At 72.6% G+C, this 23,693-nt stretch carries 20 protein-coding genes; 8 read left to right on the top strand and 12 right to left on the bottom strand.

Features of this window, described 5'->3' with window-relative positions; genetic code table 11:
- The 3 genes from GL263_RS03515 to GL263_RS03505 all read right to left on the bottom strand — a co-directional run.
- The coding region (locus tag GL263_RS03515; protein ID WP_438947910.1) for a glycosyl hydrolase family 18 protein at positions 1 to 1,550 on the bottom strand (1,550 nt) is incomplete at its 3' end.
- Between the two features lie 258 nt (positions 1,551 to 1,808).
- Entirely contained in the window at positions 1,809 to 2,507 is a 699-nt protein-coding gene (locus tag GL263_RS03510) for a response regulator (protein WP_182854066.1), read from the bottom strand.
- Positions 2,504 to 3,721, bottom strand: a complete 1,218-nt coding sequence (locus GL263_RS03505; RefSeq protein ID WP_182854065.1) for a sensor histidine kinase — start codon at positions 3,719 to 3,721, stop codon at positions 2,504 to 2,506. The genes GL263_RS03510 and GL263_RS03505 overlap by 4 nt, the downstream gene beginning before the upstream one ends.
- Before the next feature lie 90 nt (positions 3,722 to 3,811).
- Here GL263_RS03505 and GL263_RS03500 point away from each other — a divergent pair, with 90 nt between their 5' ends.
- Together GL263_RS03500 and GL263_RS03495 are read left to right on the top strand one after the other, a co-directional pair.
- Positions 3,812 to 4,591 carry a GIDE domain-containing protein gene (locus GL263_RS03500; RefSeq protein WP_182854064.1) on the top strand — a complete coding sequence of 260 codons (780 nt, stop codon included), beginning with the start codon at positions 3,812 to 3,814 and terminating at the stop codon, positions 4,589 to 4,591.
- Positions 4,592 to 4,675: 84 nt separating this feature from the next.
- Positions 4,676 to 5,470 carry a hypothetical protein gene (locus GL263_RS03495; protein ID WP_438947909.1) on the top strand — a complete coding sequence of 265 codons (795 nt, stop codon included), beginning with the start codon at positions 4,676 to 4,678 and terminating at the stop codon, positions 5,468 to 5,470.
- Here the strand turns inward: GL263_RS03495 and GL263_RS03490 are convergent.
- Entirely contained in the window at positions 5,374 to 5,946 is a 573-nt protein-coding gene (locus GL263_RS03490) for a cob(I)yrinic acid a,c-diamide adenosyltransferase (RefSeq protein WP_182854063.1), read from the bottom strand. The genes GL263_RS03495 and GL263_RS03490 overlap by 97 nt on opposite strands.
- Before the next feature lie 266 nt (positions 5,947 to 6,212).
- Between GL263_RS03490 and GL263_RS03485 the strand changes: the two genes are divergently transcribed.
- From GL263_RS03485 to GL263_RS03475, 3 genes are all read left to right on the top strand, one after another.
- A complete protein-coding gene (locus GL263_RS03485) occupies positions 6,213 to 7,061 on the top strand; it encodes a 3-hydroxyacyl-CoA dehydrogenase family protein (RefSeq protein ID WP_182854062.1) in 849 nt (282 codons plus the stop codon).
- 221 nt (positions 7,062 to 7,282) lie between these two features.
- Complete coding sequence (locus GL263_RS03480; protein ID WP_182854061.1) at positions 7,283 to 7,594, top strand: STAS domain-containing protein; 312 nt, start codon at positions 7,283 to 7,285, stop codon at positions 7,592 to 7,594.
- Positions 7,595 to 7,736: 142 nt separating this feature from the next.
- Positions 7,737 to 10,394, top strand: coding sequence for an ATP-binding protein (locus GL263_RS03475; protein WP_182854060.1), 2,658 nt, complete (start codon positions 7,737 to 7,739; stop codon positions 10,392 to 10,394).
- A gap of 143 nt (positions 10,395 to 10,537) precedes the next feature.
- Here GL263_RS03475 and nucS read toward each other — a convergent pair whose 3' ends face one another.
- A complete protein-coding gene (gene nucS / locus GL263_RS03470; RefSeq protein WP_182854059.1) occupies positions 10,538 to 11,200 on the bottom strand; it encodes an endonuclease NucS in 663 nt (220 codons plus the stop codon).
- 229 nt (positions 11,201 to 11,429) lie between these two features.
- On the opposite strand from nucS, the gene GL263_RS03465 reads away from it, so the two are divergent.
- Positions 11,430 to 11,822 carry an SCO5389 family protein gene (locus GL263_RS03465; protein ID WP_182854058.1) on the top strand — a complete coding sequence of 131 codons (393 nt, stop codon included), beginning with the start codon at positions 11,430 to 11,432 and terminating at the stop codon, positions 11,820 to 11,822.
- Positions 11,823 to 11,889: 67 nt separating this feature from the next.
- Here GL263_RS03465 and GL263_RS03460 read toward each other — a convergent pair whose 3' ends face one another.
- Complete coding sequence (locus GL263_RS03460) at positions 11,890 to 12,975, bottom strand: LLM class flavin-dependent oxidoreductase (protein ID WP_182854057.1); 1,086 nt, start codon at positions 12,973 to 12,975, stop codon at positions 11,890 to 11,892.
- A 276-nt stretch (positions 12,976 to 13,251) separates the two neighbouring features.
- Between GL263_RS03460 and GL263_RS03455 the strand changes: the two genes are divergently transcribed.
- The gene (locus GL263_RS03455) at positions 13,252 to 13,572 is read left to right on the top strand and encodes an Rv1322 family protein (RefSeq protein ID WP_182854056.1); all 321 of its coding nucleotides are present in this window, start codon (positions 13,252 to 13,254) and stop codon (positions 13,570 to 13,572) included.
- On the opposite strand, the gene GL263_RS03450 is transcribed toward GL263_RS03455, so the two are convergent.
- The 6 genes from GL263_RS03450 to mce form a co-directional block, all read right to left on the bottom strand.
- Entirely contained in the window at positions 13,566 to 14,348 is a 783-nt protein-coding gene (locus GL263_RS03450; RefSeq protein WP_182854055.1) for a hypothetical protein, read from the bottom strand. The genes GL263_RS03455 and GL263_RS03450 overlap by 7 nt on opposite strands.
- Positions 14,349 to 14,495: 147 nt before the next feature.
- Positions 14,496 to 15,272, bottom strand: a complete 777-nt coding sequence (locus GL263_RS03445) for an ABC transporter permease (protein ID WP_182854054.1) — start codon at positions 15,270 to 15,272, stop codon at positions 14,496 to 14,498.
- Between the two features lie 3 nt (positions 15,273 to 15,275).
- Positions 15,276 to 16,301 carry an ABC transporter ATP-binding protein gene (locus tag GL263_RS03440; RefSeq protein WP_182854053.1) on the bottom strand — a complete coding sequence of 342 codons (1,026 nt, stop codon included), beginning with the start codon at positions 16,299 to 16,301 and terminating at the stop codon, positions 15,276 to 15,278.
- 200 nt (positions 16,302 to 16,501) lie between these two features.
- A complete protein-coding gene (locus tag GL263_RS03435) occupies positions 16,502 to 17,443 on the bottom strand; it encodes a coiled-coil domain-containing protein (RefSeq protein WP_182854052.1) in 942 nt (313 codons plus the stop codon).
- A gap of 316 nt (positions 17,444 to 17,759) precedes the next feature.
- Positions 17,760 to 21,458, bottom strand: coding sequence for a polarized growth protein Scy (gene scy, locus GL263_RS03430; protein ID WP_182854051.1), 3,699 nt, complete (start codon positions 21,456 to 21,458; stop codon positions 17,760 to 17,762).
- A 421-nt stretch (positions 21,459 to 21,879) separates the two neighbouring features.
- Positions 21,880 to 22,317, bottom strand: coding sequence for a methylmalonyl-CoA epimerase (gene mce, locus GL263_RS03425; protein ID WP_182854050.1), 438 nt, complete (start codon positions 22,315 to 22,317; stop codon positions 21,880 to 21,882).
- Between the two features lie 134 nt (positions 22,318 to 22,451).
- Here mce and GL263_RS03420 point away from each other — a divergent pair, with 134 nt between their 5' ends.
- Positions 22,452 to 23,654: an acetyl-CoA C-acetyltransferase gene (locus tag GL263_RS03420; RefSeq protein WP_182854049.1), complete on the top strand. Its 1,203-nt coding sequence runs from the start codon at positions 22,452 to 22,454 to the stop codon at positions 23,652 to 23,654.
- The last annotated feature ends 39 nt before the right edge of the window (positions 23,655 to 23,693 follow it).

Below are 23,693 nucleotides of genomic sequence, written 5' to 3'. Positions count from 1 at the left end.
GTGATCAGCTCACCGTTCGCCGTGTCGCCGCTGAACTCCCAGAAGAAGGCGCCGCCGAGGCCCTTCTGCTTGGCGTAGTTCATCTTGCCGACGATCGTCTGCGGGGTGTCGTAGCTCCACCACTTGTCACCGCAGTGCGCGTACGCGGTGCCGGCGATGGTGCCGGTGGCGGGGCAGCTGTTCTTCAGGACCTTGTAGTCCTCGATGCCCTGCTCGTAGGTGCCGGGCGCCGGGCCGGTCGCCGTGCCGCCGGGGGCGGACTGGGTGACGCCGGTCCAGCCGCGGCCGTAGAAGCCGATGCCCAGGAGCAGCTTCTTCGCCGGGATCCCCTTGGCGATCAGCTTGGTGATGGCGGCGTCGCTGTCGAAGCCGGCCTGCGGGATGCCGGGGTAGGAGCGCAGCGGGGAGTGCGGGGCGGTCGGGCCCTTGGCGTTCCACGCGCCGAAGAAGTCGTACGTCATGACGTTGTACCAGTCGGTGTACTGCGCGGCGCCCGCGTAGTCGGCGGAGTCGATCTTGCCGCCGGCGGAGGCGTCGGCCGTGATGGCGGCGGTCACCAGCTGCTTCGAACCGAACTCGGTGCGGAAGGCGCGCATCATGTCGCGCATCACGGCGGGGCCGCTGTTGTCACAGGTCAGACCGCAGGCGTTCGGGTACTCCCAGTCCAGGTCGATGCCGTCGAAGACGCCGGCCCAGCGCGGGTCGTTGACCAGCTGGTTGCAGGACTTGGCAAACGCGGCCGGGTTCTTCATGGCGTCCGCGAAGCCGCCGGACCAGGTCCAGCCGCCGAAGGACCACAGCACCTTGATGTGCGGGTACTGCTTCTTGAGCTTGAGCAGCTGGTTGAAGTTGCCGCGCAGCGGCTGGTCCCAGGTGTCGGCCTTGCCGTCGACGCTCTGCGCGGCGCTGTACGCCTTGTCGATCGCCGCGTAGCTGTCGCCCATGGTGCACTTGCCACCCTGGACGTTGCCGAACGAGTAGTTGATGTGCGTCAGCTTGGCCGCCGAGCCGCTGGTGACCAGGTCCTTGACGTGGTAGTTGCGTCCGTAGACGCCCCACTCGACGAAGTAGCCGAGGTTGATGTGCTCACCGCCGGGGCCCGGGTTGCCCGGCTCCTCCGGCTCTTCCGGCTCCTCGGGCTCCTCCGGTTCCTGCGGGCCGCCGCTGCCGTCGCAGGCGGCGCCGTTCAGCGTGCAGCCGCTGACGTCGCCGCCGCCGCTGCCCTTGCCGTTGAAGCCGAAGGTGACACTGGCACCCGGTGCGAGGGCGCCGTTCCAGCCCTTGTTCTTGGCGGTGAAGGTCGTGCCGGAGCTGGTGACGTCGGCGTCCCAGGCGGAGACGACGGTGGTGCCCGCAGGGAACGTCCACTTCACGGTCCAGCCGTTGAGCGGGGCGTTCCCGGTGTTCTTCACCGTCCACTTGCCCTCGAAGCCGGAGCCCCAGTCGGCGGACTTGGTGTACGTGGCGGTGGCCTCGGCGGCCTGTGCGGGGGTGGCCAGGCCGATCACGCCGGCGAGAGGTACGGCCACCGCGAGCGCGATGGCGCCCACGGTTCGTTTGAAGCGTCTTGCGGTGCCTGATCTCAAGGGGTACTCCTCATATCGACCCTGAGTCCGAAGACCTGGGAAACGGGGGAGCTGCGCCGCCTCGCGAGCGCTGTGGGGACATGGCTCGCCGCAGTTGTGGGGGAGCGTAGAATGGTCCATACCTTTGGTCAATAGGTCTGGACCACATTGGATCGTGGCTCCAACTCCTGAACGAATCCGTCGAGTTCGGCCGGCCCGCCCGGCGGCGCCTCGCGGCCTCCCTCAGTCCGCCGACACGCCCCACTCCCTGACCAGCACCGCCGCCTGCGTCCGACTACGCAGCCCCAACTTGCCCAACACCCGGCTGACATGGGTCTTCACCGTACCCTCGGCCATGCCGAGCGCACTCGCGATCTCCGCGTTGGACAACCCCTCGGCGACCCGCGCGAGCACCTGCCGCTCCCGGGCGGTGAGGGACGCCAGCTCCTCCGGAGCCCCGCCGCCTCCCGGTTTCGCAGCGGAGGGCGCCACACCCGGCAGCCCCGGCAGACCGTCGCCCGGCGTCGCCGCGAACCGGCGGATCAGCCGCCGGGTCACGGCCGGCGCGATCATGCCGTCCCCGCGCGCCACCGTGCGCACCGCCTCCACCAGCGACGCGGCGTCTGTGTCCTTGAGCAGGAAGCCGGCGGCGCCCGCGCGCAGTGCGCCGAAGACGTACTCGTCCAGGTCGAACGTCGTCAACACCAGGACGTCCGCGACCTGTTCGGCCGTCAGTTGCCGGGTCGCCGTCACCCCGTCCAACCTGGGCATCTGCACGTCCATCAGAACGACGTCCGGCCGCAGCCGCCGCGCCAGCTCCACCGCCTCCACGCCGTCGGCGGCCTCCCCGACCACCTCCACGTCCGCGGCGCTGCCCAGGATCAGCACCAGCCCCGAACGCACCGATGCCTGGTCCTCGGCGACCAGCACCCGGATCGTCATCGCTCCCCGCTCCCCTCGTCCAGCGGGAGCAACGCCCGCACCAGCCAACGTCCGTCCCGCTCACCCGCGTCGAACACCCCGCCGAGCAGGGCGACCCGCTCCCGCATCCCCACCAGCCCGCTGCCCGAACCCGGCGCCCGCGGCTCGGCCGGACCGCCGAGCGGCGAGGCCACACTGACCGACAGCGCCGGACGCTCCCGCCCGGACTCACCTGTGCGCCGCTCGGCGAGCCGCACTCTCACCCGGCCCGGCGCCGCGTGCTTCAGCGCGTTGGTCAGGGACTCCTGGACCAGACGGTACGCCGCCAACTCCACCGGCGCCGGCAGCGGCCGCCCGCCGATCTCGTCGTGCAACTCGAAGACCAGGCCGGCGCCGTCGCCGTCCGCCTCGGCGCGCCGCACCAGTGCCGACAGGCCGGCCAGTTTGGGCACCGCGGCGGGCGCGGGGGCCGAGCCGTCCTCCGCCTCCTCCGAGCGGAGCAGCGAGATGAGCCGCCGCATCTCCGCCAGGCCGTGCACGCTGTTCTCCCGGATCACCGCGAGCGCCCGCCCGGTGGCGGCCGGGTCGTCCAGACTCTGCGCGGCGGTGGAGTGCAGCGCGATGGCCGACAGGTGCCCCGCGACCAGGTCGTGCAGCTCCCGCGCCACCCGGGCGCGCTCGGCGTGCACCGCCTGCTTGCGGTCCATCTCGGCCAGCAGCGCGGTCTGTTCGGCACGCAGCCGCTCGGCCGCGGCCCGGTCCCGGTGCTGCCGCACCAGGATCCCCGTCCCGGCCGGCGCCGCCGTGACCAGCGCGCACACGATGCCGAGCACCACCGCCTCCGGGCGGCGCGACACCGCCAGCACCGCCGCGGTCACCGCCACCGACAGCAGCACCGAAGCGGGCAGCAGCGCGCGCGAGAGACGTGGCCGACCGTAGAGCGCGGCCGCGTACACCACGTCCGTGAACAGCATCAGCGTCGCCAGCACCGAGCCGGTGAAGGCGTCCGCGACCACCGTCGGCACGGCGAGTAGCAGCGCCCACGGCTGCGCCACCCGCCGACCGAGGACCGCCACACACATCACGGCGAGCGTGACCAGCGCCAGCTCACCGTGCCGTTCCGCGAGCGGCGGGTTGGTGAAGAGGCCGAGGAACCACAGCGCCAGACCGCCGGCGGCACCGCACACGGCGATGAGCACGTCGTCACGGTGGGGTCGGGCGATGGTCACGGCCATGTGTCCATCACAGCACGGCCGGTCCGCCGCGGCCCGCACGGCGGTAGAGTCCTGCGCGGCGGTTCACGAGGGAAACGGGGGAGCGCGGACGTGGTCTTCATCGGTGTGCTGGCACTGGTGTTCGCGGTGCTGTTCGGCATCCTGGCACATCTCACCAACAAGCGGATCGGCAGGCTCGAACGCACCGAGACGCTCACCGTCGCCGAGCTGAGCGCCATGCGGCAGGCCGCCGCCGAGGCCGCGGGGCCGGGGCACTTCCGCTACCCGTGCGAGGTCGTCGGCATCGCCCTGCCGGACCAGCGCGGACTGCTGAAGTCCCAGCTCCAGGAGGTCGACTGCGTCTGGCACCGGCACAAGATCACCCGCAAGTACGAGGAGATCCGCCGCGACTCCAACGGGAACCGCCGGCGCACCACTCAGCACGAGACGGTCTCCGCCCTCACCAGCGACACCGGGTTCCTCGTCGAGGACGACAGCGGGAGGATCGCCATCCGGCCGGAGGGCGCCGAGACGATAGGCGCCGACAAGACCCTCGACAACTTCGTCCAGCACCAGGGGCGCGGCGAGGGCGGCCTGAGCATCGGGCCGATCACGCTCACCACCCGCCAGGGCGACGGCACCCTCGGCTTCAAGCACGAGGAGTGGGTGCTGCGCCAGGGGACCAGGCTGTTCGTGCACGGCGAGGCGACCGACGTGCGGGGGCACCTGGAGATCGCCAGGCCGAGCGAGGGCGGCACGTACATCGTGTCGGCCAAGTCGGAGGAGGAACTGCTCCGGCGCGACACCCGGCAGCTGACGCTGTGGTTTGTCGGCTCCGGGCTGTGCGGGCTGGCGGGCGTGGTCCTCCTGCTGGTCGCGCTGCTGCGCTGAGCGGCCGGCCAGAAGGCAGAAAGCCACCTTTCGGCTGAGCAGGAGTACATCTTTTGATGCACTCCGAGATCGTCAGTGCAGACGATGGCCGGCCGCGCTCCGGCCGAGATGCTGGGACCAGTCGAGTCGGCCACGTTCGAGGGCCGCGTGGGAAGGCTGGTCGTCCCCGTGATCGTCACCCTGATCATCATCTGCGAGATCGGCTTCTGGGTTCTGCTCGCCGGAGGCCTCTGCCTGCGGTACCTGGCCCGGATGCCCCGGCTGGGCGTGGCCGTGCTGCTGTGCGAGCCGCTGCTGGAGATCGTCCTGCTGGTGGTCACCGCGCTCGACCTGCGGCGCGGCGCCGAGCCCGACTGGAAGCACGGCCTCGCCGCCGTCTACATAGGCTTCAGCGTCGCCTACGGCCACTACCTGATCCGCTGGGCCGACGGGCACTTCACCCACCGCTTCCTCGGCGGCCCGCCGCCGGTCAAGCCGCCGCGCCACGGCTGGCCGCGCGCGGTCCACGAGTGGAAGATGGCCGGTCGCAGCGTGCTCGGCGCGGGCATAGCCGCCGGCCTGCTCCAACTCGCCGCGTGGTACGTCGGCAACGAGGCCCAGGCGCAGTCGTTGCGTGAGTGGCAGGCGCGCATGGGGATCGTGGTGGTGATCTCCCTGATCATCGCGGCGAGTTACACGTTCTGGCCCAAGCGGCCGCCGACCGACGGACCTACCGCCGCGTCGGCGGAAGCCCCGGCCGACGCACAGACCGCCGCGGCGGCCGCCGACTCCGGCGGCGCCGGTCAGCGGTTCTCGCCGGGCACCCAGAGCACGTCGCCGGACTCCTTGTTCGCGGTCCGGGCCAGGATGAACAGGAGGTCCGAGAGCCGGTTCAGATAGGTGGCGGTCAGCGGGTTCATCGTCTCGCCGTGCTCCTCGAGCGCGTGCCAGGTGCTGCGCTCGGCCCGCCGGACCACCGTGCAGGCCTGGTGCAGCAGCGCGGCCCCGGCCGTGCCTCCGGGCAGGATGAAGCTGCGAAGCTTCTCCAGTTCGGCGTTGAAGTGGTCGCAGTCGGCCTCAAGCCGGTCGACGTAACTCTGCTCCACCCTCAGCTGCGGGTACTCCGGGTTCTCCACGACCGGAGTGGCCAGGTCGGCGCCCACGTCGAAGAGGTCGTTCTGCACCCGTACCAGGACGGTCCGGATCTCCTCGGCCAGCTCGCCCAGGGCAAGCGCGGTGCCGATGACGGCGTTCGCCTCGTTGGCGTCGGCGTAGGCGGCGATGCGGGAGTCCGTCTTGGCGGTGCGGCTCATGTCGCCGAGCGCGGTGGTACCGCTGTCGCCGGTGCGGGTGTAGATGCGCGTGAGGTTGACCATGCCGCGAGCCTACGACCCACGGCCGGGCCGTGGCGGATCACCGTCACCGGCGGAGCCCCTCCCGGGCGTCTCAGGAGGACCGGGAAGCCGTCCGTGAACGTCGCCGCGCGCCCCGTCCGCGCCGGCCAACTGGCCCCGAAGGCCCCGAAAGTGTGATGTCCATCTGGTGAGACGTGACGCGCATCTCTTCGCCCCCCACCGGTCGCTCACGGGCGCTAAGGTCCGCCTGAGAGCGCACACTCATCCATTCCAGCGAGGGGAAGAACGTGGCCAAGAAGCTCGCCGTCATCGGAGCCGGACTCATGGGGTCCGGTATCGCCCAGGTCTCCGCGCAGGCGGGATGGGACGTCGTCCTGCGCGACGTCACCGATGAGGCGCTGGCCCGGGGGCGCAACGGCATCGAGGCGTCCTACAAGAAGTTCGTGGAGAAGGGCAAGCTCGCGGCGGACGACGCCGAGGCGGCGCTCGGCCGGATCACCACCACCACCGACCTGGACGCCGTCGCGGACGCGGACGTCGTCGTGGAGGCCGTGTTCGAGAAGCTGGAGGTCAAGCAGGAGATCTTCCGCGCGCTCGACGGCCTGGCGAAGGACGACGCCGTCCTCGCCTCCAACACCTCCGCCATCCCGATCACCAAGATCGCCGCGGCGACGCAGCGCCCGGAGAGCGTGGTGGGCGCCCACTTCTTCTCCCCGGTGCCGATGATGAAGCTCTGCGAGCTGGTGCGCGGCCTCAAGACGAGTGACAAGACCCTCGAAGCCGCCAGGGAGTTCGCCGAGGGCGTCGGCAAGACCTGCATCGTCGTCAACCGCGACGTCGCCGGTTTTGTCACCACCCGGCTGATCACCGCCCTGGTCGTGGAGGCGGCCAAGCTGCACGAGTCCGGTGTCGCCAGCGCCGAGGACATCGACGTCGCCTGCAAGCTCGGCTTCGGTCACGCCATGGGCCCGCTGGCCACCGCCGACCTCACCGGGGTGGACATCCTGCTGCACGCGGCGAACAACATCTACACCGAGTCGCAGGACGAGAAGTTCGCCGCGCCCGAGCTGATGCGCCGCATGGTGGACGCCGGCGACCTCGGCCGCAAGAGCGGCGAGGGGTTCTACCGCTACTGACCCCACCGGGCAGACCAGCCGAGGGTGCCCGCGCCGACCTCCGGCGGCGGGCACCCCGGGCAGACCTGAGCCGAACAGCCGGTGGGATTCGTTCACCCGCGAGGGTGAACTCGGTATCGGTTCGAGCACGGACGGCAACTTCCCGTCCTGAGGGACGGTCAGTTGTGATGAGACACAAGGACACGAAGGTTCATCCGAGGTAGCCGCACAGGGAGCGCGTTATGCATATCAAGGGCGACCACGCCGAGCTGGTCGTCGGGGGCCGCCTCGACGTCCGCAGCGCAGCGGACGCCCGCACCACACTGCACCGTGCGCTCGACGCCGGCGAGGGGGACCTGGTGCTCGACCTCGCCGCGCTGGACTCCTGGGACGCCACCGGCCTCGGCGTGATCATGGGAGCGCACCGCAGGGCCGGCCGGTGCGGTCGCCGTCTTGTCCTGCGTGCCGTCCCCCCGCAGATGCAGCGCCTTCTCGTGGCGACCCGGCTCCACCGCATCCTCGCCATCGAAGGGGAAACCCTCACAAAGCCGTGACGATTGTGCCCACGGGCCGGGGGCGGGCTGCGGCGGAGGTGAACAGCGGTCTAGGGTGCGCATGTCCTGTCGCACAGGCGGACCACACAGCCTGTCGCACAGGCGGACCACACTGCTCGCCACGTTCTGGGGGTTTTGAACCATGGACCCGACGCACCGGGGGCCGCAGGGCCGGGACAGCGGGGCGCTGGCGAGAACGGTGCAGCTGGTCGCGGCCGACTACCTCGTGACCGTCAACCCCGTCGACGGCAGCGAGATAGAGATATGTCCTCCCACCTCGCTCCCCGAGCCTCCGAAGCGACGCACCGCCGAGGCCCGTGAGGCCCGGCAGCGCGCCGCCGAGCCCGCCCCGCCGGCCGGCGAGGCCGCGCTGGACCTGCCGCTGCTGGAACGCACCGAGGAGCGCAAGCGCCTGGTCGCGCTGCTCGCCCAGGGGCGCTCGGTACGGCTCGTCGGCCGTTCCGGGTCCGGCCGGACAGCCCTGCTGAACGCCGTGGCGGCCGACTGCGCGGACCTCGCGCCCGACGGCGTCCTCCGGCTCAGCGGGCACCGCCGCACCCCGACCGACCTGCTCCACGAGATGTTCGCCGCCGTCCACGACGCCCCCCGGCACCGGCTCGGTCGCGCGGAACTGCTGGAGGCGGTCGCCCGCATCGGCGCCGTGGTGGTGCTGGACGACGCTGAGTTCGGCGGGTCGGCCCTGGAGGAGCTGCTGCACGCCACCCCCGAGTGCGCCTTCCTCATCTCCGCCACGCCGGACGCCGCCCCGCCCCTGGACCAGACGGGCCTGGTCGAGGTGCCGCTGGAGGGCCTGAGCCGGACGGCCTGCATGGAACTGCTCGCGCTCGCCGCCCGCCGGCCGCTGAGCGAGGACGAGACCGAATGGGCCGCCGACCTGTGGTTCGAGTCGGAGGGGCTGCCGCTGCGGTTCCTCCAGGCCGGCGCGCTGCTGCGGCACCGGGACCGCCTGCGAGCCCCGGCCGCCACGCCGGCCGACAACGCCGACGCGGACCGCCCCGATGCCGCGTCGTCCGACACGGCGTCGTCCGACACGGCGTCGTCCGACACCGTGGAGCCGGACTCCGAGCCCGCCGACGCCGTTCCCACCGCCTTGTCGAAGGACACGCTTCCCGACGAGGGGCGGCAGGAGCGCGACGACCGGCCGGCAGGAACCGCTCTCCACGCGCTCCCCGCCGACCGCGTACACGTCGAGGATCCGGCCGCGCCGGACACCGCGCCCGAGGACAGCGCCGAGGAGGCGGCGGCCGCGTCCGGCCGGGCCGGAACCGGTGCCGCCCCGACGGCGGCCGGCGAGACGCCGGACCCCTCACCGTCATCCGCGCTGCCCCCGCTGTCGGTGTCGATCTCCCCGGCGCAGGTCGCGGCCGCGCTCTCGCCGTTGGCGCTGGAGACGCTGCGCCTCGCGCTGGCGCTCGGAGGGGAGCTGCCCCACCAGGCCCACCTGCCCGCGCTGGTGGACGACCCCCGCGCGGACACCGCCCTGGCCGAGCTCGCCGCCGCCGGCCTCGCCACCGCGAGCGGCGCCTGCTACCGCCTCTCCGGCGGCGTGGCCGGTCAGCTGGTCGCCGCCCGGGCCGCCGCCGACCAGGCGGGTGAGCTGCCGGACTTCGCCGACGAGCGGGACACCGCCGACCGCGCGCTGCGGGCGGCACGGCACTACGCGTGGTGGGCGGGGCATCCGTCCGTCACCGCGGAACGGGTGGCCACCGAGGCCGGGGCCGTGCTGTCCGCGATACAGGGTGCCAAGAAGGCCGGTCACCCGAGCACGGCCGCCCTGCTGGCGCACACCGCCTCACCGGTCTTCGCCGCCTCCCTGCTGTGGTCGGCGTGGGAGAGCGCGCTTCGCGGAGGCCAGGAGGCCGCCCGCCTCGCCGGCGAGGTCGCCGAAGAAGCCTACTTCCACCACGAGTTGGGCGTGCTCGCGCTCTGCCAGGGCAACGTCGAGCGGGCCAGGGCGGAGCTCGAGGCGTCCATCGGTCTCCGCGGAGCGCTGGCAGACAAGCGCGGAGCGGTGGCCGGGCGCCGCGCGCTGGCCCTGGTGGAGGACCGGACCGCCCCCGCCGCCACGCCGCCCGAACCGCATCTGCCGGGCGCGGCGGTGCGCCCCGAGACCCCGGCGACCGGTACCCGGCTGGCGACGGCCGTCCAGGGCGCCGTGCCGCCCCGCGGTCCGGTGGCGGAGCCGTCCGCCGGCGACGGGCCTGCCGGGCGGCGGCGTTGGCCGGTGGTCGGCACCGCGCGGCGCAACATGGCCGCGGCCGGCGCCGGCGTCCTGCTCGCGGTGGTCCTCGGCACGGTGATGACGCTCGGCAACACCTCCGGCAAGGACGCCCCGACCAGCGACGTCCGGCCGAGCACGTCGACGTCCAGTGACGAACAGCCGTTCCCGTCCAACGTCGTGGAGCGCGACAGGACTTCGCAGGCGCCGCCGCCCGCCGACCCCCTCCGTCCGGTCGCTCCCACCGAGTCGGCGCCGAGCCCGTCCCCCTCGGGCACGGACCCCGACGAGTCGGAGCGGCCCACCTCCGAGCCCGGCACACCGACGGCGGAGCCCTCCGAGCCCACCCGTCGGCCCACGGACCCGGACGAGCCCACCCGGACGCCCAGCACGCCGCCGACCGAGCCGGAGAAGCCGACGCCGACACCGACACCGACGCCCACCGAGACGGACGACCCGGACCCCGACCCGGAGCCGAGCGCGAGCTTCACCTCGTCCTCGCCGCCGACCACGCCCACGGCGTCGGCCTCGGCGACGGAGGACACGCTCGTCGCCGCCTGAGGCGCCCGGCGGGGCTCCGCCCGGCGGGGGTCCGGTGCACCGCTCGCAGGCGCGGGGCTCAGGCGGCAGGGTTCAGTCGGCGGGGTTCAGTCGGCGGGGCTCAGGCGGCGGCGCGGAACGAGTCGGCTGTGGGGCGTGGGGCGTCAGAAGAGGCGGAGCTTGTCGTCCTCGATGCCGCGCAGCGCGTTGTAGTCGAGAGTCACACAGCTGATGCCGCGGTCCGTGGCCAGCACCCGGGCCTGCGGCTTGATCTCCTGCGCCGCGAAGACGCCCTTGACGGGGGCCAGGTGGGGGTCGCGGTTCAGCAGGTCGAGGTAGCGGGTCAGCTGCTCGACGCCGTCGATCTCGCCCCGGCGCTTGATCTCCACGGCGACCGTGACGCCCTCGTGGTCGCGGCCGAGGATGTCCACCGGGCCGATGGCCGTCGGGTACTCGCGGCGGATGAGGGACCAGCCCTCGCCGAGGGTCTCCATGCGGTCGGCGAGCAGTTCCTGGAGGTGCGCCTCCACGCCGTCCTTGATCAGGCCGGGGTCCACGCCCAGTTCGTGGGAGGAGTCGTGGAGGATCTCCTCCATCGTGATGATCAGCTTTTCGCCCCCCTTGTTGACGACGGTCCACACCCCGTCCTCGCCCTCCTTCAGGGTGCACGGAGGCGACATCCAGTTGAGGGGCTTGTAGGCGCGGTCGTCCGCGTGGATGGACACCGAGCCGTCCGCCTTGACCAGGATCAGTCGGGGGGCGGAGGGCAGGTGGGCGGTGAGGCGGCCGGCGTAGTCCACGGAGCAGCGGGCGATGACAAGACGCATGGTCGGCCACGCTACTTGACGTAGGGGTGTCCGCGCGATTCGCCCCTGCTTCTACCTGTTCGAAGGTGGCCGGTTGTGTACGCAACCGTATGGTCGGTTGCCCCTTCGGGACTTACGGTAGGTAGTGGAGGTGTCGCCGAGCGAAGCGAGTGCGCGTCGAGTTGTGAGGCGTCCCCTCCTGCCCCGTCCGTGAGGCCCCGCACCAGTGGGGCCGCGAGAGGAGAACCCCATGTCGCTCGACGTCTCACCGGCCCTACTCGAACAGGCCGAGCGAGGCGAGGTTGACGAAGGCGAGTTCGTCGACTGCGTCAAGAACTCCCTCCCGTACGCCTGGGAGATGGTCAGCACTCTGGTCGCCCGACTCCAGGTCGACGGTGGCGAGTTCGCCGACAACCAGACGCCTCCGCCGAACGAGCAGGCCCGAGGGCAGCTGCTCCGGGCGCTGGCGAGTGACGCCATCAGGGGTGCGCTGGAGCGGCACTTCGGGGTGCGCCTCGCGTTCCAGAACTGCCACCGGGTCGCCGTCTTCCCGCTGGACGGCTCGGCCGACGACCGACTCGCCCGCTTCACCTCGATACGCGGTCAGCTGCTCAACCAGTCACCGGAGCTGCGGGACTGCTGACCCGCCCGGAGGCGGCCGCGGGACCCCGAGGCCGTCCGCCATGTCCGGGACCGCCGTCCGGGAGCCGTCAGTTCCCGGACCTTCCGAACCGCGCGCCGGTGTGGCTGCCGCTCTCCCCGCCAGCGAGAAGCGGCAGCACCTCCCGCCCCACCCGGTGCACGTTCGTCTCGGTCGCCGCGAGATCGCCCGACCCCTCCACCAGCAGCGCGAACTGTGTGATCCCCGTGCGTTCGGCGGTGGCGTTCAGTCGTTCCGCGCACAGCGCGGGCGGGCCCACCGGGTGCAGCGAGCACAACAGGTCGGTGTAGGCGACCGGGTCCCGCATCTGCCGGCGCCGACCGTCGACCGTCACGTGCGCGCCGAGCCCGAGCCGGAACCAGCCGGGCATCGCCTTCGCCAGCACCTCGACGGCCTCCTCCCGGGTGTCCGCGACCTGGACGACACCGGCCGAGACGTGGGGCGCGCGCGCCACGACCTCGTGCGGATGTCCGGCCGCCTCGGCCTCCCGCCGCCACATCGCCACCATCTCGGCCTTCTCCGCGTCCCCGCAGTGCATGCCGAGCAGCATGGGCAGGCCGCGCGCGGCGGCGAGCCGGACGGAGGACGGCGACGTGCAGGCGAGGACCACGGGCGGGGAGGGCGGCAGCCCGGACTCCAGGGCCTCGTCCGCGCGCGGCACGACGGCCACCTCGCGGAACCGGTACCGCCGCCCTTCGGCGCCCACCCGTGGTTCCCGCAGCCAGCGCAGCAGCAGGTCCAGGGACTCGGGGAAGCCCTCCTCGTAGGCGGCGAGCCCGCCGCCGAACACCTCCAGGTCCACCCACGGCCCACCGCGTCCGACGCCGAGTGTGAACCGCCCGCCTGAAGTGAGGTGGAGCAGCGCGGCCTGTTCGCCGAGCGCGACGGGATGCGCGGTGGGGAGCACGCTCACCGCCGTGCCGATCCGCAGCCGTTCGGTGCGGCCCAGCAGGTAGGCGGCCAGCGTGGTGGCCGACGGGCAGGTCCCGTACGGCACGAAGTGGTGCTCGGCGAGCCACGCCGAGTGCAGACCGGCGTGCTCGGCTACCTCCACCGCGCGTACCGCCCGGTGCAGCGCCTCGGCGTGGCCCTGCCCGGGAAACTGGGCGGCCAGTACAAACGCCCCAACAAACATCGCCCCTCCTGAGCCGCCGACACCGCGGTTCTCCTACAGCGCGGTTCTCCTACGGCACTAACGCCTGACACGTGCCAAAGGCACGGCCGCGCGCGGGGATTCTTCCGATCATCGACAGCGGTGCGGGGAGGCGGGCGCCGCGGTCGCCGGGAGGAGATCAACAGCGAGGGTGAACCGGACCCCGTCCGGGTGCCGACGGGGTGGGCGACCCCCTACCCTTGACGGGAACCGTCACCGGCCGGAGCGCCGCCGGCCCCGACCGTGTAGAGGTGTCCTGTGTCTCCCCGCCGCAACCGTCCGCGTTCCCACGCCACGTCGGGCCCGGAGGCCGAGGTGGGCGAGCGCCACGGTCTCCAGCGTACGGACAACTGGTTGGGCGAGCAGTGGTCGGTGCGGCACATCAGCGGTGCCGCCGCGGTCAAGCACTACCGCTGCCCCGGCTGCGACCAGGAGATCCCGCCGGGCGTGCCCCACGTGGTGGCCTGGCCCGAGTACGGCGACGGGGACGACCGCCGGCACTGGCACAAGGCGTGCTGGAACGCGCGGGACCGCCGGGCGGCGAGGATCCAGCGCTCCCGGCAGGCACCGCGCTACTGACCTGTCTGGTCGGATCGATCCCCCGTCTCGCCGCGCGGTGCCGGGTCGGGGGCCCCGGCGAGGGCGTTCTGGGCCGTCCGCCACAACCCGCCCCACCGGGCGTCGTGCCGGGCGGCACGCGCCGCGGCCCGTCGCCGCCGACGGGAGCCCTCACGGTAGAAGCGGCGCGCCCACACCGAGTCGGGTCGGGCCAACCGCACTGCCGCCACCCAGGCCAGAAGGGGAAACACGGCCCCCACCACGCCCATCCCGAACTTGCCCTTGGCACAGGCGATCACGACAAAAAGGAAGTTGGTCAGGACGACGGCGACCGTTGTCCAGCGCCGCCCGGCCTCGTCCGGGTCGACGTCGTCGACGCCGAACGGGACCGCGCCGAGCACCAGCAGGCCCACCACCGCGGTGGTGAGGAGGACGATCTCCACGGAGAGGCGGCCCTGGTCGCTCCAGTAGACGTCCGAGAGGTGGAGCACCAGCGCGAACTCGTCCAGTACCAGCCCGATACCGATGCCGAAGAGCATGGCCGCGGCGGCCTTGCCCCACCCCTGTCCCTGAGCGGCCACCGCCCCGAAGCCGCCCACGGTGGCGAGGAGGATTCCCGGCACGACGTGATGCACATGGAGCCCGCCCGGGCTCACGTCGCGGAAGGGGCCCTTCCCCGCCCGGATCAGCCGGGTGATCGTCCGGGTCGTCATGAACGTGAGGACAAACGCCAGCAGGCACATGAGGAGCGGCAGCTTCCCCGGCTCCATGACGTTCCGCTGCCACCAGTCGGCCATGACGCCTCACGCTCTCCCCGCGGCCGTCGTTCGCCCGGGGCCTCCAGGGCGATGAACAGCAGCGATTATCGCCGGAGCGTGGCCGGCGGGGCGGCAGGCCCGCCGCGCCTCACCCGATCGACGGCCCGCCCCTCCGCGTGGTGCCCGTCAGGCGTCCCGGGACTTCAGCGTCGCGTACCCGGCCGCGAGCGCGGCGGCGACCCAGAGGACCATGATCAGCAGGCCGCCCCACGGGCCGTACGCGCGGTCGATCCCGCCGAACTCGCCCATGTCGCCGACCGCCATGATGGTCGACCCCGCCTGGTCGGGCAGGAACTGGGCCACGTCCCGGGCGCGCGGAATCATGCCGAGGATCCCGGACACCAGGAAGAACAGCGGGATGAGGATGCCGAAGGAGAGCATCGGCGACCTCAGCAGCCAGGCCACGCCCATGGACAGCGCGGCCATCAGCGCCAGGTAGACGCCCGCGCCGATCACCGCGCGCAGGACGCCGGGCTCGCCGATCGAGGTGTTCAGTTCGCTGCCGAGCACCAACTGGCCGAGGAAGAAGGAGACAAACGCGGTCACCAGTCCCACCGCCAGCGCCGCTCCCACTCCGACGAGCGTCTTGGCGCCCATCAGCAGGCCGCGCTGGGGGACGGCCGACAGCGAGGCGCGGATCATGCCGGAGCTGTACTCGGAGGTCACCACGAGCACGCCGAAGCAGATCACCGCGAGCTGCCCCATGCTGATGCCGCCGAAGCTCGTGAACGTGGGGTCGAAGACACCCCGCTCGCCGGCGGGGATGAGGTACCTGACGAGCAGGCAGAACAGGACGCCGATCACCACGGTGGTGAGGAAGGTGAGGGCGAGGGTCCAGACGGTCGACCGCACGGTCTTGATCTTGGTCCACTCCGAACTGAGCACCCGTGTGAGCTGGGCCATCGTTCAGTTCCCTTCCTTCTGCGAAACGTCGACCTTCGAAACGTCGACGGGTCCGCCCGGCGCCGTGGTCTGTGGGGGCTGCTGCCAGTTCGGTCCGGCCGCCAAGCCGGCGCCGGCGGCGGTGCCGGGCCCCGCCTGGTACTGGACGGTCTGCGCGGTCAGCCGCATGAACGCCTCCTCCAGCGAGGCCTGCTGCGGGCTGAGTTCGTGCAGTACGACGCCTTCGGCGGCGACGAGCTCACCGATCTTCGCGGCGTCCGTGCCCTCCGCCTCGATGGTGCCGTCGGGCCCGTCGGCGAGGTGCACACCGCCCGCGGTCAGCACGTCCCGCATGCGCTCCGGCTCCGGTGTCCGCACGCGTACGTAGCTGCGGGAGTTCTGGCTGATGAACTCGGCCATCGGCATGTCGGCGAGCAGCTGCCCCTTGCCGATCACCACGAGGTGGTCGGCGGTGAGCGCCATCTCGCTCATGAGGTGGCTGGAGACGAAGACCGTGCGGCCCTCGGCTGCCAGCTGCTTCATCAGGTTGCGGATCCAGTGGATGCCCTCGGGGTCGAGCCCGTTGACCGGCTCGTCGAACATGAGGATCCGAGGGTCGCCGAGCAGCGCGGCGGCGATGCCCAGGCGTTGGCCCATGCCGAGGGAGAAGCCGCTGGGCCGCTTCCTGGCCACCTCGGTCAGGCCGACGAGGCCGAGAACCTCGTCCACCCGGCGTGCCGGGATGTCGTTGGACTGCGCCAGCCACAGCAGATGGTTGTAGGCGGTCCGCCCGCCCTGCACGGACCTGGCCTCTAGCAGCGCGCCCACCCTGGTGAGCGGTTCCTTCAGCTTGGCGTAGTGCGTGCCGTCGACAAGCGCGTCGCCGGACGTCGGCTTGTCCAACCCCATGATCATCCGCATGGTGGTGGACTTGCCGGCGCCGTTGGGGCCGAGGAAGCCGGTGACGACGCCTGGCCGGACGGTGAAGGAGAGGCGGTCCACGGCGGTCGTCGAACCGTATCGCTTGGTCAACCCCGTGAGCTCGATCATAGGACGGACGCTAACCGACACCACAGGTCGCGGGCCAACCGGAAGGTCACGTTCCGGTAGGGAAACGGCGACGGGCGCCCGGCACCCGCTGGGGTGTCGGACGCCCGTCGCCGTGCTGCCGGAGCGCTGTCCGGGCCCTGCCGGAGCGTGAACTCCGTCGTGCCGGGCGGTCGGGGTACCCGCCGGGGCCGCCTCGCGCCTCAGCGGGACTGCTGCGCGGGCACGCCCTTGCTCAGACCCTCGTCGTCGTCGGCGGGCTGGCCGGCGGCCGCCACGGCGGCACCGGTCAGCGTGGCCAGCATCTCGCGGACGTTGGTCAGCTGGGCGTTGATGCTGTCCCGACGGTTCGTCAGGGCCGCCAGCTCGCGCTCGGACTCGCTGCGGGCGCGGTCGGCCTTGGCGTTGGCGTCGGCGACGATGTCCTCGGCCTGGCGCTGGGCGGTCTCCACCGTCTGGCGGGCGCGGCGCTCGGCGTCGGTGCGCAGCTTCTCGGCCTCCAGGCGCAGCTGCTCCGCCCGGTGCTCGATCTCGGCCAGCCGCTTCTCCGCCTTTGCCTGGCGGGAGGCCAGGTCGCGCTCGGACTGCTCACGCCGCTTGGCGAGGTTGGTCTCGAAGTCGGCGGCGGCCTGCGCGGCCTTGGCGCGGGTGTCCTCGAAGAGCGCGTCGGCCTCCTCGCGCTTGGACTGGGCGTCCTTCTCCGCGTCGGAGCGGAGCGAGGCGGCGTCGCCCTTCGCCTTCTCGACGATCCGGACGCCCTCCTCCTCGGCCTTCGCCTTCCTCTCGGTGGCGTAGTTCTCGGCGTCCTCGCGGACCTGCTGGGCGGCGTTCTCGGCCAGCTCCCGGTGCTGCTCGGCGGCCCGACGGGCCTCCTCGCGCAGGTCCTTGGCCTCCTCCTCGGCCAGGCGGAGGATCTTCTCCACCCGCGCGCCGAGGCCGGCGTAGGAGGGCTCGGCGTCGTTGACCTGCGCCTGAGCGTTCTGCGTCTCCAGGTGGAGTTCTTCGATTCGCTTCTCGAGCGAGGTGATGCGGGCGAGAGCGTTGTCGCGGTCGGAGATCAGCTTCGAGATGCGCTCGTCGACCTGCTGGCGGTCGTAACCGCGCCGCACCTGCTCGAAACCGTACGGGGAGGAAGTGTCGCTCATGGGGATCCTGTCGAAAAGAGACCGGTGAGGTTATAGGGGGAATCCTTGCGGGCCCGTCCCCGCTCCTCGGGGGAGCGGTACACCGTAGTGCCCCTGCCGGCGGCGTCGCCTCGTCACGCCGACCCGGGCGCGGCCGTGCCCCCGCCGCTCGATCGGCGATCCGTCGGGAGGAGGATCGAGACGCGGGGCGGTGTCACTCATTGGGGTTCCTGTCGGACGAGACCATTGCGGTGCTGGGCAGAATCCTAGGGGGAGACTCGGCGTGTCATCGAGCGGATGCCCGTTTGATGTGGAGAATGTGCCCTCTTTCGAGTGGCTAGTTCCGTGACTTCTTGCCGCCCGAACGGGTAACACCCGCACCCGCGCCCGCGGTCAACGCGCTGTCGTCCGAGCCGCCCGAACCGTTCGGGTCGCCCTTCCGGCCGGAGCCGGCCGGCTGGTCCCGGTCGCCCTTGCCGCCGCGCGCGCCCTTGCCGTTCCGCTCGGCACCACCCGGCGCCTCGAACGACTCCAGCGCCTCCAGCACGTCCTGGACGCGGGAGATCTCGGCGTTGATGTCCTCCCGCCGGCGCACCAACAGGTCCAGGTCCCGCTGGCCCTCCTCCCGCATCCGCTCCGCCTCGCGTTCGGCCTCGGAGCGCATGCGCTCGGCCTCCCGGACCGCCTGCGAACGACGCTGCTCGGCCTCCTTGATGAGGGTCTCGGCCTTCTTCACCGCCGCGATCCGGACCTTGCTGGCCTCGGAGTTGGCGTCGGAGAGCTGCTTCTCCACCTTCTCGGCGGCCTCCGACAGTTCCTTCTCGGCCATTTCCCGGGCCTCGGCGAGTTGCTCCTCGGCGGCCTTCACCAGCGCGTCGCAGCGCTCCCCGGCCGACTTCATCGCCTCGGCGGCCTCCTTGCGCGCCCGCTCGTGCAGCTCCTCCATCTCCGACTCGGTGCGCTCCCGCAGCTCCTCGACGCGTTCGCGGATGGCGGTGGCGTCCCGACGGGCCTCCTCCAGCATGGTGTTGGAGTCCTCACGGGCGCGCTCGACCAGCGCGGTGCTCTCCGCGCGGGCCTCCCGCTCGATCCGTTCGGCCTCGGCGCGGGCGGCGCCGACCATCGAGTCGGCCTGCTCCTCGGCCTTGGCGGCGAGCCGGACCGCCTCCGCCCGAGCGGTGGTCACCCGCTCCTCCGCCTCGGTCCGTGCGGAGGACAGCGTCTCCTCCGCCTCGGTCCGTGCCGAACCCAGCGTCTCCTCGGCCTCGGCCGTCGCGGACGAGACCAGCTCCTCCGCCTCCGCCGTCGCGGAGGAGACCAGCTCCTCGGCCTCGGCCCGGGCCGTGGTGACCAGTTCGTCGGCTTCCGTACGGGCGGCGCGGAGCAGCTTGTCGGCCTCCTCCTGGGCACCGCTCACCAGCGTGTCCGCCTTCTCGGCGGCTTCCGCCAGCTTGCGCGCGGCGTCCGCCCTGGCCTCGTCCCGGACGCGGTCGGACTCGGCGCGGCTGCGGTCCGCCTCGGACTGGGCGCTCTCGCGCAGCCTCGCGGCCTCCGCGATGGCCTCGCCGACCGTGCGTTCCGCGAGCGCGCGGCCCGCCTCGGCCTCCTCCTCGGCCTCCCGCAGGACGGTCTCCGCGGCGTGCTCGGCGGCCGAACGCAGCCCGGCGATCTCCTCCTCCGCCTCCTCGCGCAGCCCGGCGACCGACTCCCGGACCCCGGTGGCGTGCTGCTCGGCGGAGGAGACCAGCTCGTCGGCGCGCCGCTCGGCCTCCTCGGTGAGCCGGGCGGCCTCCGCCTGCGCTTCCTCGAGGCGGCGCCGCGCCGAGGACAGCAACTCCTCGCTCTGCTCTCGCGCCTGGGAGCGTTCGCGGTGCGCCTCCTCACGGGCGTCGGCGAGCAGGTCGTCGGCCTCCCGGCGGCGCCGGCTCGCCTCATCCTGGGCGGCGGTGAGGGTCTCGGCGGCCTCGGTCGCGGCGCGTTCGGCGGCGGCCGCCGCCTCCGCGCGGGTGCGGTCGGCGGCCTCCTGGGCCTCGGTGCGGAGGCGCTCGGCGTCGGTCGCGGCCTCGGTGCGCAGCCGTACGGCGACAGCCTCGCCCTCGGCGCGGGCGGCGGACGCGTCGGCGGCGGCCTCGGTGCGCAGCCGTTCGGCGTCCTCGGACGCCTGCTCGTGCAGGGCGCGGACCCGTTCGGCGGCCTCGGCGCGCTGCCGCTCGATCTCGTTCCTGGCCTCCTCGCGCAGCTGCTCGGCCTCGGCGCGGGCGTCGCGCAGCGCCTCCTCGGCGCCGGAGATCTTCGCCTCCGCCTCGGCGCGCAGCGCGGCCAGTTCCTCGGCGGCGGCGGTCCTGGCCTGCTCGGCCTGCTCCTCCGCCTCGGCGCGCAGCCGGCGGGCGGCCTCCTCGGCCTCGGTGCGCAGCGTCTCGGCGGCCTCCGCGGCGGAGGACCGCAGCTCCTCGGCCTCCGCGCGGGAGCGTTCCAACGACTCCTGGGCCTGGCGGCGCAGGGCGGTGGCACGCTCGATGGCCTCGGTGCGGACGCGTTCGCCCTCGGACGTGGCGGAGTTGCGGGTCTCCTCGGCGTCGGCCTTCGCCTGGCCGAGCAGCTCCTCGGCCCGGCGCGCGGCCTCCTCGATCTGCTGGAGGGCGTCCTTGCGGGCCTCGCCGCGGATGCGCTCGCCCTCCTCCACGGCCTCGGCCCGCAGCTGCTCGGCCTCGCCGCGCAACCGCCGTGCCTCCTCCTGGAGTTCGACGGTCTTGGCGCGGTACTCCTTGGTGTCCGCCTGGGCGGATCCCTTGAGCTGCTCGGCGGTGTCGTGGGCCTCGGCGCGCAGCCGGTCGGACTCCCGCTCGGCCTCCCCGCGGAGGCGTTCGGCCTCCTCGGCCGCGCTCCTGGTGGTGGCCTGCGCCTCCTCGGACGCCTTGCTGAGGATCTCCTCGGCCTTGCGCGCGGCCTCGGCGAGTTGGGCGGCGGACTCCTCGGCGGTGCGAGCCCGGCCCGTCTCCCGTGCCTCCGCGACCAGCCGTTCGGCCTCGGCGCGGGCGTCCTCGCGCAGCTGCTCGGCCTCCGAGCGCAGCCCGTCGGCCTCCTTGGTGGCCTCGCCGACCATGCGGGCGACCTCGGCCCTGGCCGTGCGCACGCGCTGCTCGGCGTCGGACTCGACGTCCGCGAGGCGCTTGGCGGCGGTGCTGCCGGCCTCCTCGACCAGCTTGTCGGCCTCGGCGCGGGCCTCGCGCAGGGCGCGTTCGGCCTCCTGTATGCGCTCCTCGGCCTGCCGGGTGAGGAGGGCGGCCTCCTGGCGGGAGTTCTCGCTCTCCGCGGTGGCGGTGCTGCGCAGCCGCTCGGCGTGGTCGGTGGCCTCCTTCGCCTGCGAGGAGGCGGCGCCCAGCAGCCGCTCGGCCTCGGCGCGGGCACGCCGCAGCAGGCCGTCGGCCTCCGTCCGGGCCGTCTCGGTGTCGGCCGCCACGCGCTGCCGGGCCTGCTCGGCGAGCCGCTGCGCCTCGGCGCGGGCGGCGGCGAGCGACTGCTCGGCCTCGGCGCGGCTCTCCTCCAGCAGCCGGCGGGCCTGCGCCTCGGTGCGGGCCCGCAGTTGCTCGGCCCAGGCGACGTTCTCGTTGACGTGCGACTCGACGGTGGCGCGGCGCTCGGCCAGCTCCTGGTCGAGCTGCTGCCGGCGGCGTACCGCCTCGGTGTGCAGCTCGGACTCCATGCGGGCGCGGGCCTCGGCCTGCTCCTGCTGGAGGCGCTGGGTCTGGGCGCGGACCTCGCGCAGTTCGCGTTCGGCGTCCGCGCGCATCTGCTCGGCCTGCAACTGGGCGTTGCGGAGCAGCTGCTCGGCCTGTCCGGAGAGGTCGTCGTAACCGGACGGACGCGCGGCGAGGCCGCGGCGCGCCTCGTGCAGTTTGGCGCGCAGCACTTCGACCTGGTAGCCGAGGTCGTCGGCGTGGTCGACGGCCTTGTCCCGCTCCTTCTTCAGCCGCTCCATCTCGGCCTCGAAACGCGAGAGGTGGTCGTCAGCCTCGTAGCGGTCGTAGCCCCGCACCGTGCGGTCCCATCCGTCCCCTGGTTGACAAGGTGTGTGAACTGATCGGCTCCCGGAGGGTCCTCCGGGAGTCCCAGGAACTCGGTACGTCCCGGGGGATGTTCCACGGAGCGTCCCCGAGGGGGCGTCCCGAGGAACCCGAAGAACCTGAGGGAAATGGTGTCAGATCATCGGCGGGACGTGGAACGGGCCCAGGACCTGATCGCCGCCGCTCGCCGCGCCGGCCACTCTACCGATGTTCCGGGCGAACGGTCGTGTCGCCGGGCGTTCCACCCCTCGGGGGTGACCGTCGGTAGCCGTTCGGGTCGGAAAGGTGACACCCGGTGGTCGGGCGGCGGGTCCGGCGGCGGGTCGGACGGCGGGTCCGGGCGCTGGGTCCCGGGTCGGGGTTCTGCCCCGGGGTGCGGCCCGGGGCGGCGGGTCAGTGCTGTTCGTCGGCGGGGGCGGAGGTCACCAGCTCGGTGAGCACGCCGTGGCAGTCCTTCGGGTGCAGGAAGGTGATGCGGGAGCCCATCGAGCCCCGGCGCGGCTCGTCGTAGAGGACCCGCACACCCTTGTCGCCGATGGCCTGGGCGTCGCCGTCGACGTCGGCCGTGCCGAAGGCGATGTGGTGCACGCCCTCGCCGTTCTTCGCCAGCCACTTCGCGACGGTGGACTCCTCCGTCACGGGTTCGAGAAGCTGGATGTACGAGGCCCCGCCGTCGTCGGTGCCGTTGATCCGGAGCATGGCCTCCCGCACGCCCTGCTCCTCGTTGACCTCGGTGTGGAACACCTCGAAGCCGTACGTGGCACGGTAGAACTCAACAGTCCTGTCCAGGTCGAAACAGGCGATCCCGATGTGGTCGATGCGCGTCAGCATTTTCTTAGGACACCGCTCCCGGCGCGGTTACGCAACGTGCGCACGGTCACACCCGTGCACCGGTGACCGGCCGGGTACCCCTCAGTACATTGACGGTTAACCCTCACTCACATCCTCCTCGAAGGGGCCGCAGCATGACTGGCACCAACGGCACCACCTCCGTGATCGTCGCGGGCGCCCGCACGCCCATGGGACGACTGCTCGGCTCGCTGAAGTCCTTCTCCGGCGCCGATCTCGGTGGCTTCGCCATCAAGGCCGCGCTGGACCGGGCGGGTATCGGCGGCGACCAGGTCCAGTACGTGATCATGGGCCAGGTCCTCCAGGCGGGCGCGGGCCAGATCCCCGCCCGGCAGGCCGCGGTCAAGGCCGGCATCCCGATGAGCGTGCCCGCGCTGACGGTGAACAAGGTCTGCCTCTCCGGCCTGGACGCCATCGCCCTCGCGGACCAGCTGATCCGCGCCGGCGAGTTCGACGTGGTCGTCGCGGGCGGCCAGGAGTCCATGACCAACGCGCCGCACCTGCTGCCGAAGTCCCGTGAGGGCTTCAAGTACGGCGCCGTCCAGATGCTGGACGCGATGGCGTACGACGGCCTGACCGACGCCTTCGAGAACATCGCCATGGGCGAGTCGACCGAGAAGCACAACACCCGGCTGGGCATCGGCCGCGCCGAGCAGGACGAGATCGCGGCCGCGTCCCACCAGCGGGCCGCCGCCGCGCAGAAGAACGGCCTGTTCGAGGCGGAGATCACCCCGGTGGAGATCCCGCAGCGCAAGGGCGAGCCGGTGGTCTTCGCCAAGGACGAGGGCATCCGCCCGGAGACCACCGCCGAGTCCCTGGGCAAGCTGCGCCCGGCCTTCACCAAGGACGGCACCATCACCGCCGGCAGCGCCTCGCAGATCTCCGACGGCGCGGCGGCCGTCGTGGTGATGAGCCGGGCCAAGGCCGAGGAGCTGGGCCTGGAGTGGATCGCCGAGATCGGCGCGCACGGCAACGTCGCCGGCCCGGACAACTCCCTCCAGTCGCAGCCGGCGAACGCGATCACGCACGCGCTGGCCAAGGAGGGCCGCGAGGTCGCCGACCTGGACCTGATCGAGATCAACGAGGCGTTCGCGGCGGTCTCCCACCAGTCAATGAAGGACCTGGGGGTCGGCCCCGAAAAGGTGAACGTCAACGGCGGCGCCATCGCGATGGGCCACCCGATCGGCATGTCCGGCGCCCGGCTCGTGCTGCACCTGGCGCTGGAGCTGAAGCGGCGCGGCGGCGGCCTCGGCGCCGCGGCGCTGTGCGGTGGCGGCGGCCAGGGCGACGCCCTGATCCTCCGCGTCCCGGGCAAGTAACGTCGACGGTGACGGCCCCCGCGCGGGGCCGTCACCACC

The sequence above is a fragment of the Streptomyces durbertensis genome (assembly GCF_014156695.1).
Taxonomy (GTDB): domain Bacteria; phylum Actinomycetota; class Actinomycetes; order Streptomycetales; family Streptomycetaceae; genus Streptomyces; species Streptomyces durbertensis.
Note: the sequence above shows the minus strand (reverse complement) of the source record. Positions and strands in the feature narration are given on the sequence as shown.

Coding starts and splice junctions, on each gene's coding strand:
- GL263_RS03460 (WP_182854057.1), bottom strand. CDS start 12,975: ATGTTTGTTGGGGCGTTTGTACTGGCCGCCCAGTTTCCCGGGCAGGGC.
- GL263_RS03490 (WP_182854063.1), bottom strand. CDS start 5,946: ATGGTCAACCTCACGCGCATCTACACCCGCACCGGCGACAGCGGTACC.
- GL263_RS03510 (WP_182854066.1), bottom strand. CDS start 2,507: ATGACGATCCGGGTGCTGGTCGCCGAGGACCAGGCATCGGTGCGTTCG.
- GL263_RS03465 (WP_182854058.1), top strand. CDS start 11,430: ATGTCGCTCGACGTCTCACCGGCCCTACTCGAACAGGCCGAGCGAGGC.
- GL263_RS03450 (WP_182854055.1), bottom strand. CDS start 14,348: ATGGCCGACTGGTGGCAGCGGAACGTCATGGAGCCGGGGAAGCTGCCG.
- GL263_RS03445 (WP_182854054.1), bottom strand. CDS start 15,272: ATGGCCCAGCTCACACGGGTGCTCAGTTCGGAGTGGACCAAGATCAAG.
- GL263_RS03505 (WP_182854065.1), bottom strand. CDS start 3,721: ATGGCCGTGACCATCGCCCGACCCCACCGTGACGACGTGCTCATCGCC.
- mce (WP_182854050.1), bottom strand. CDS start 22,317: ATGCTGACGCGCATCGACCACATCGGGATCGCCTGTTTCGACCTGGAC.
- GL263_RS03480 (WP_182854061.1), top strand. CDS start 7,283: ATGCATATCAAGGGCGACCACGCCGAGCTGGTCGTCGGGGGCCGCCTC.
- GL263_RS03475 (WP_182854060.1), top strand. CDS start 7,737: ATGGACCCGACGCACCGGGGGCCGCAGGGCCGGGACAGCGGGGCGCTG.
- nucS (WP_182854059.1), bottom strand. CDS start 11,200: ATGCGTCTTGTCATCGCCCGCTGCTCCGTGGACTACGCCGGCCGCCTC.
- GL263_RS03435 (WP_182854052.1), bottom strand. CDS start 17,443: ATGAGCGACACTTCCTCCCCGTACGGTTTCGAGCAGGTGCGGCGCGGT.
- GL263_RS03440 (WP_182854053.1), bottom strand. CDS start 16,301: ATGATCGAGCTCACGGGGTTGACCAAGCGATACGGTTCGACGACCGCC.
- GL263_RS03495 (WP_438947909.1), top strand. CDS start 4,676: ATGGCCGGCCGCGCTCCGGCCGAGATGCTGGGACCAGTCGAGTCGGCC.
- GL263_RS03420 (WP_182854049.1), top strand. CDS start 22,452: ATGACTGGCACCAACGGCACCACCTCCGTGATCGTCGCGGGCGCCCGC.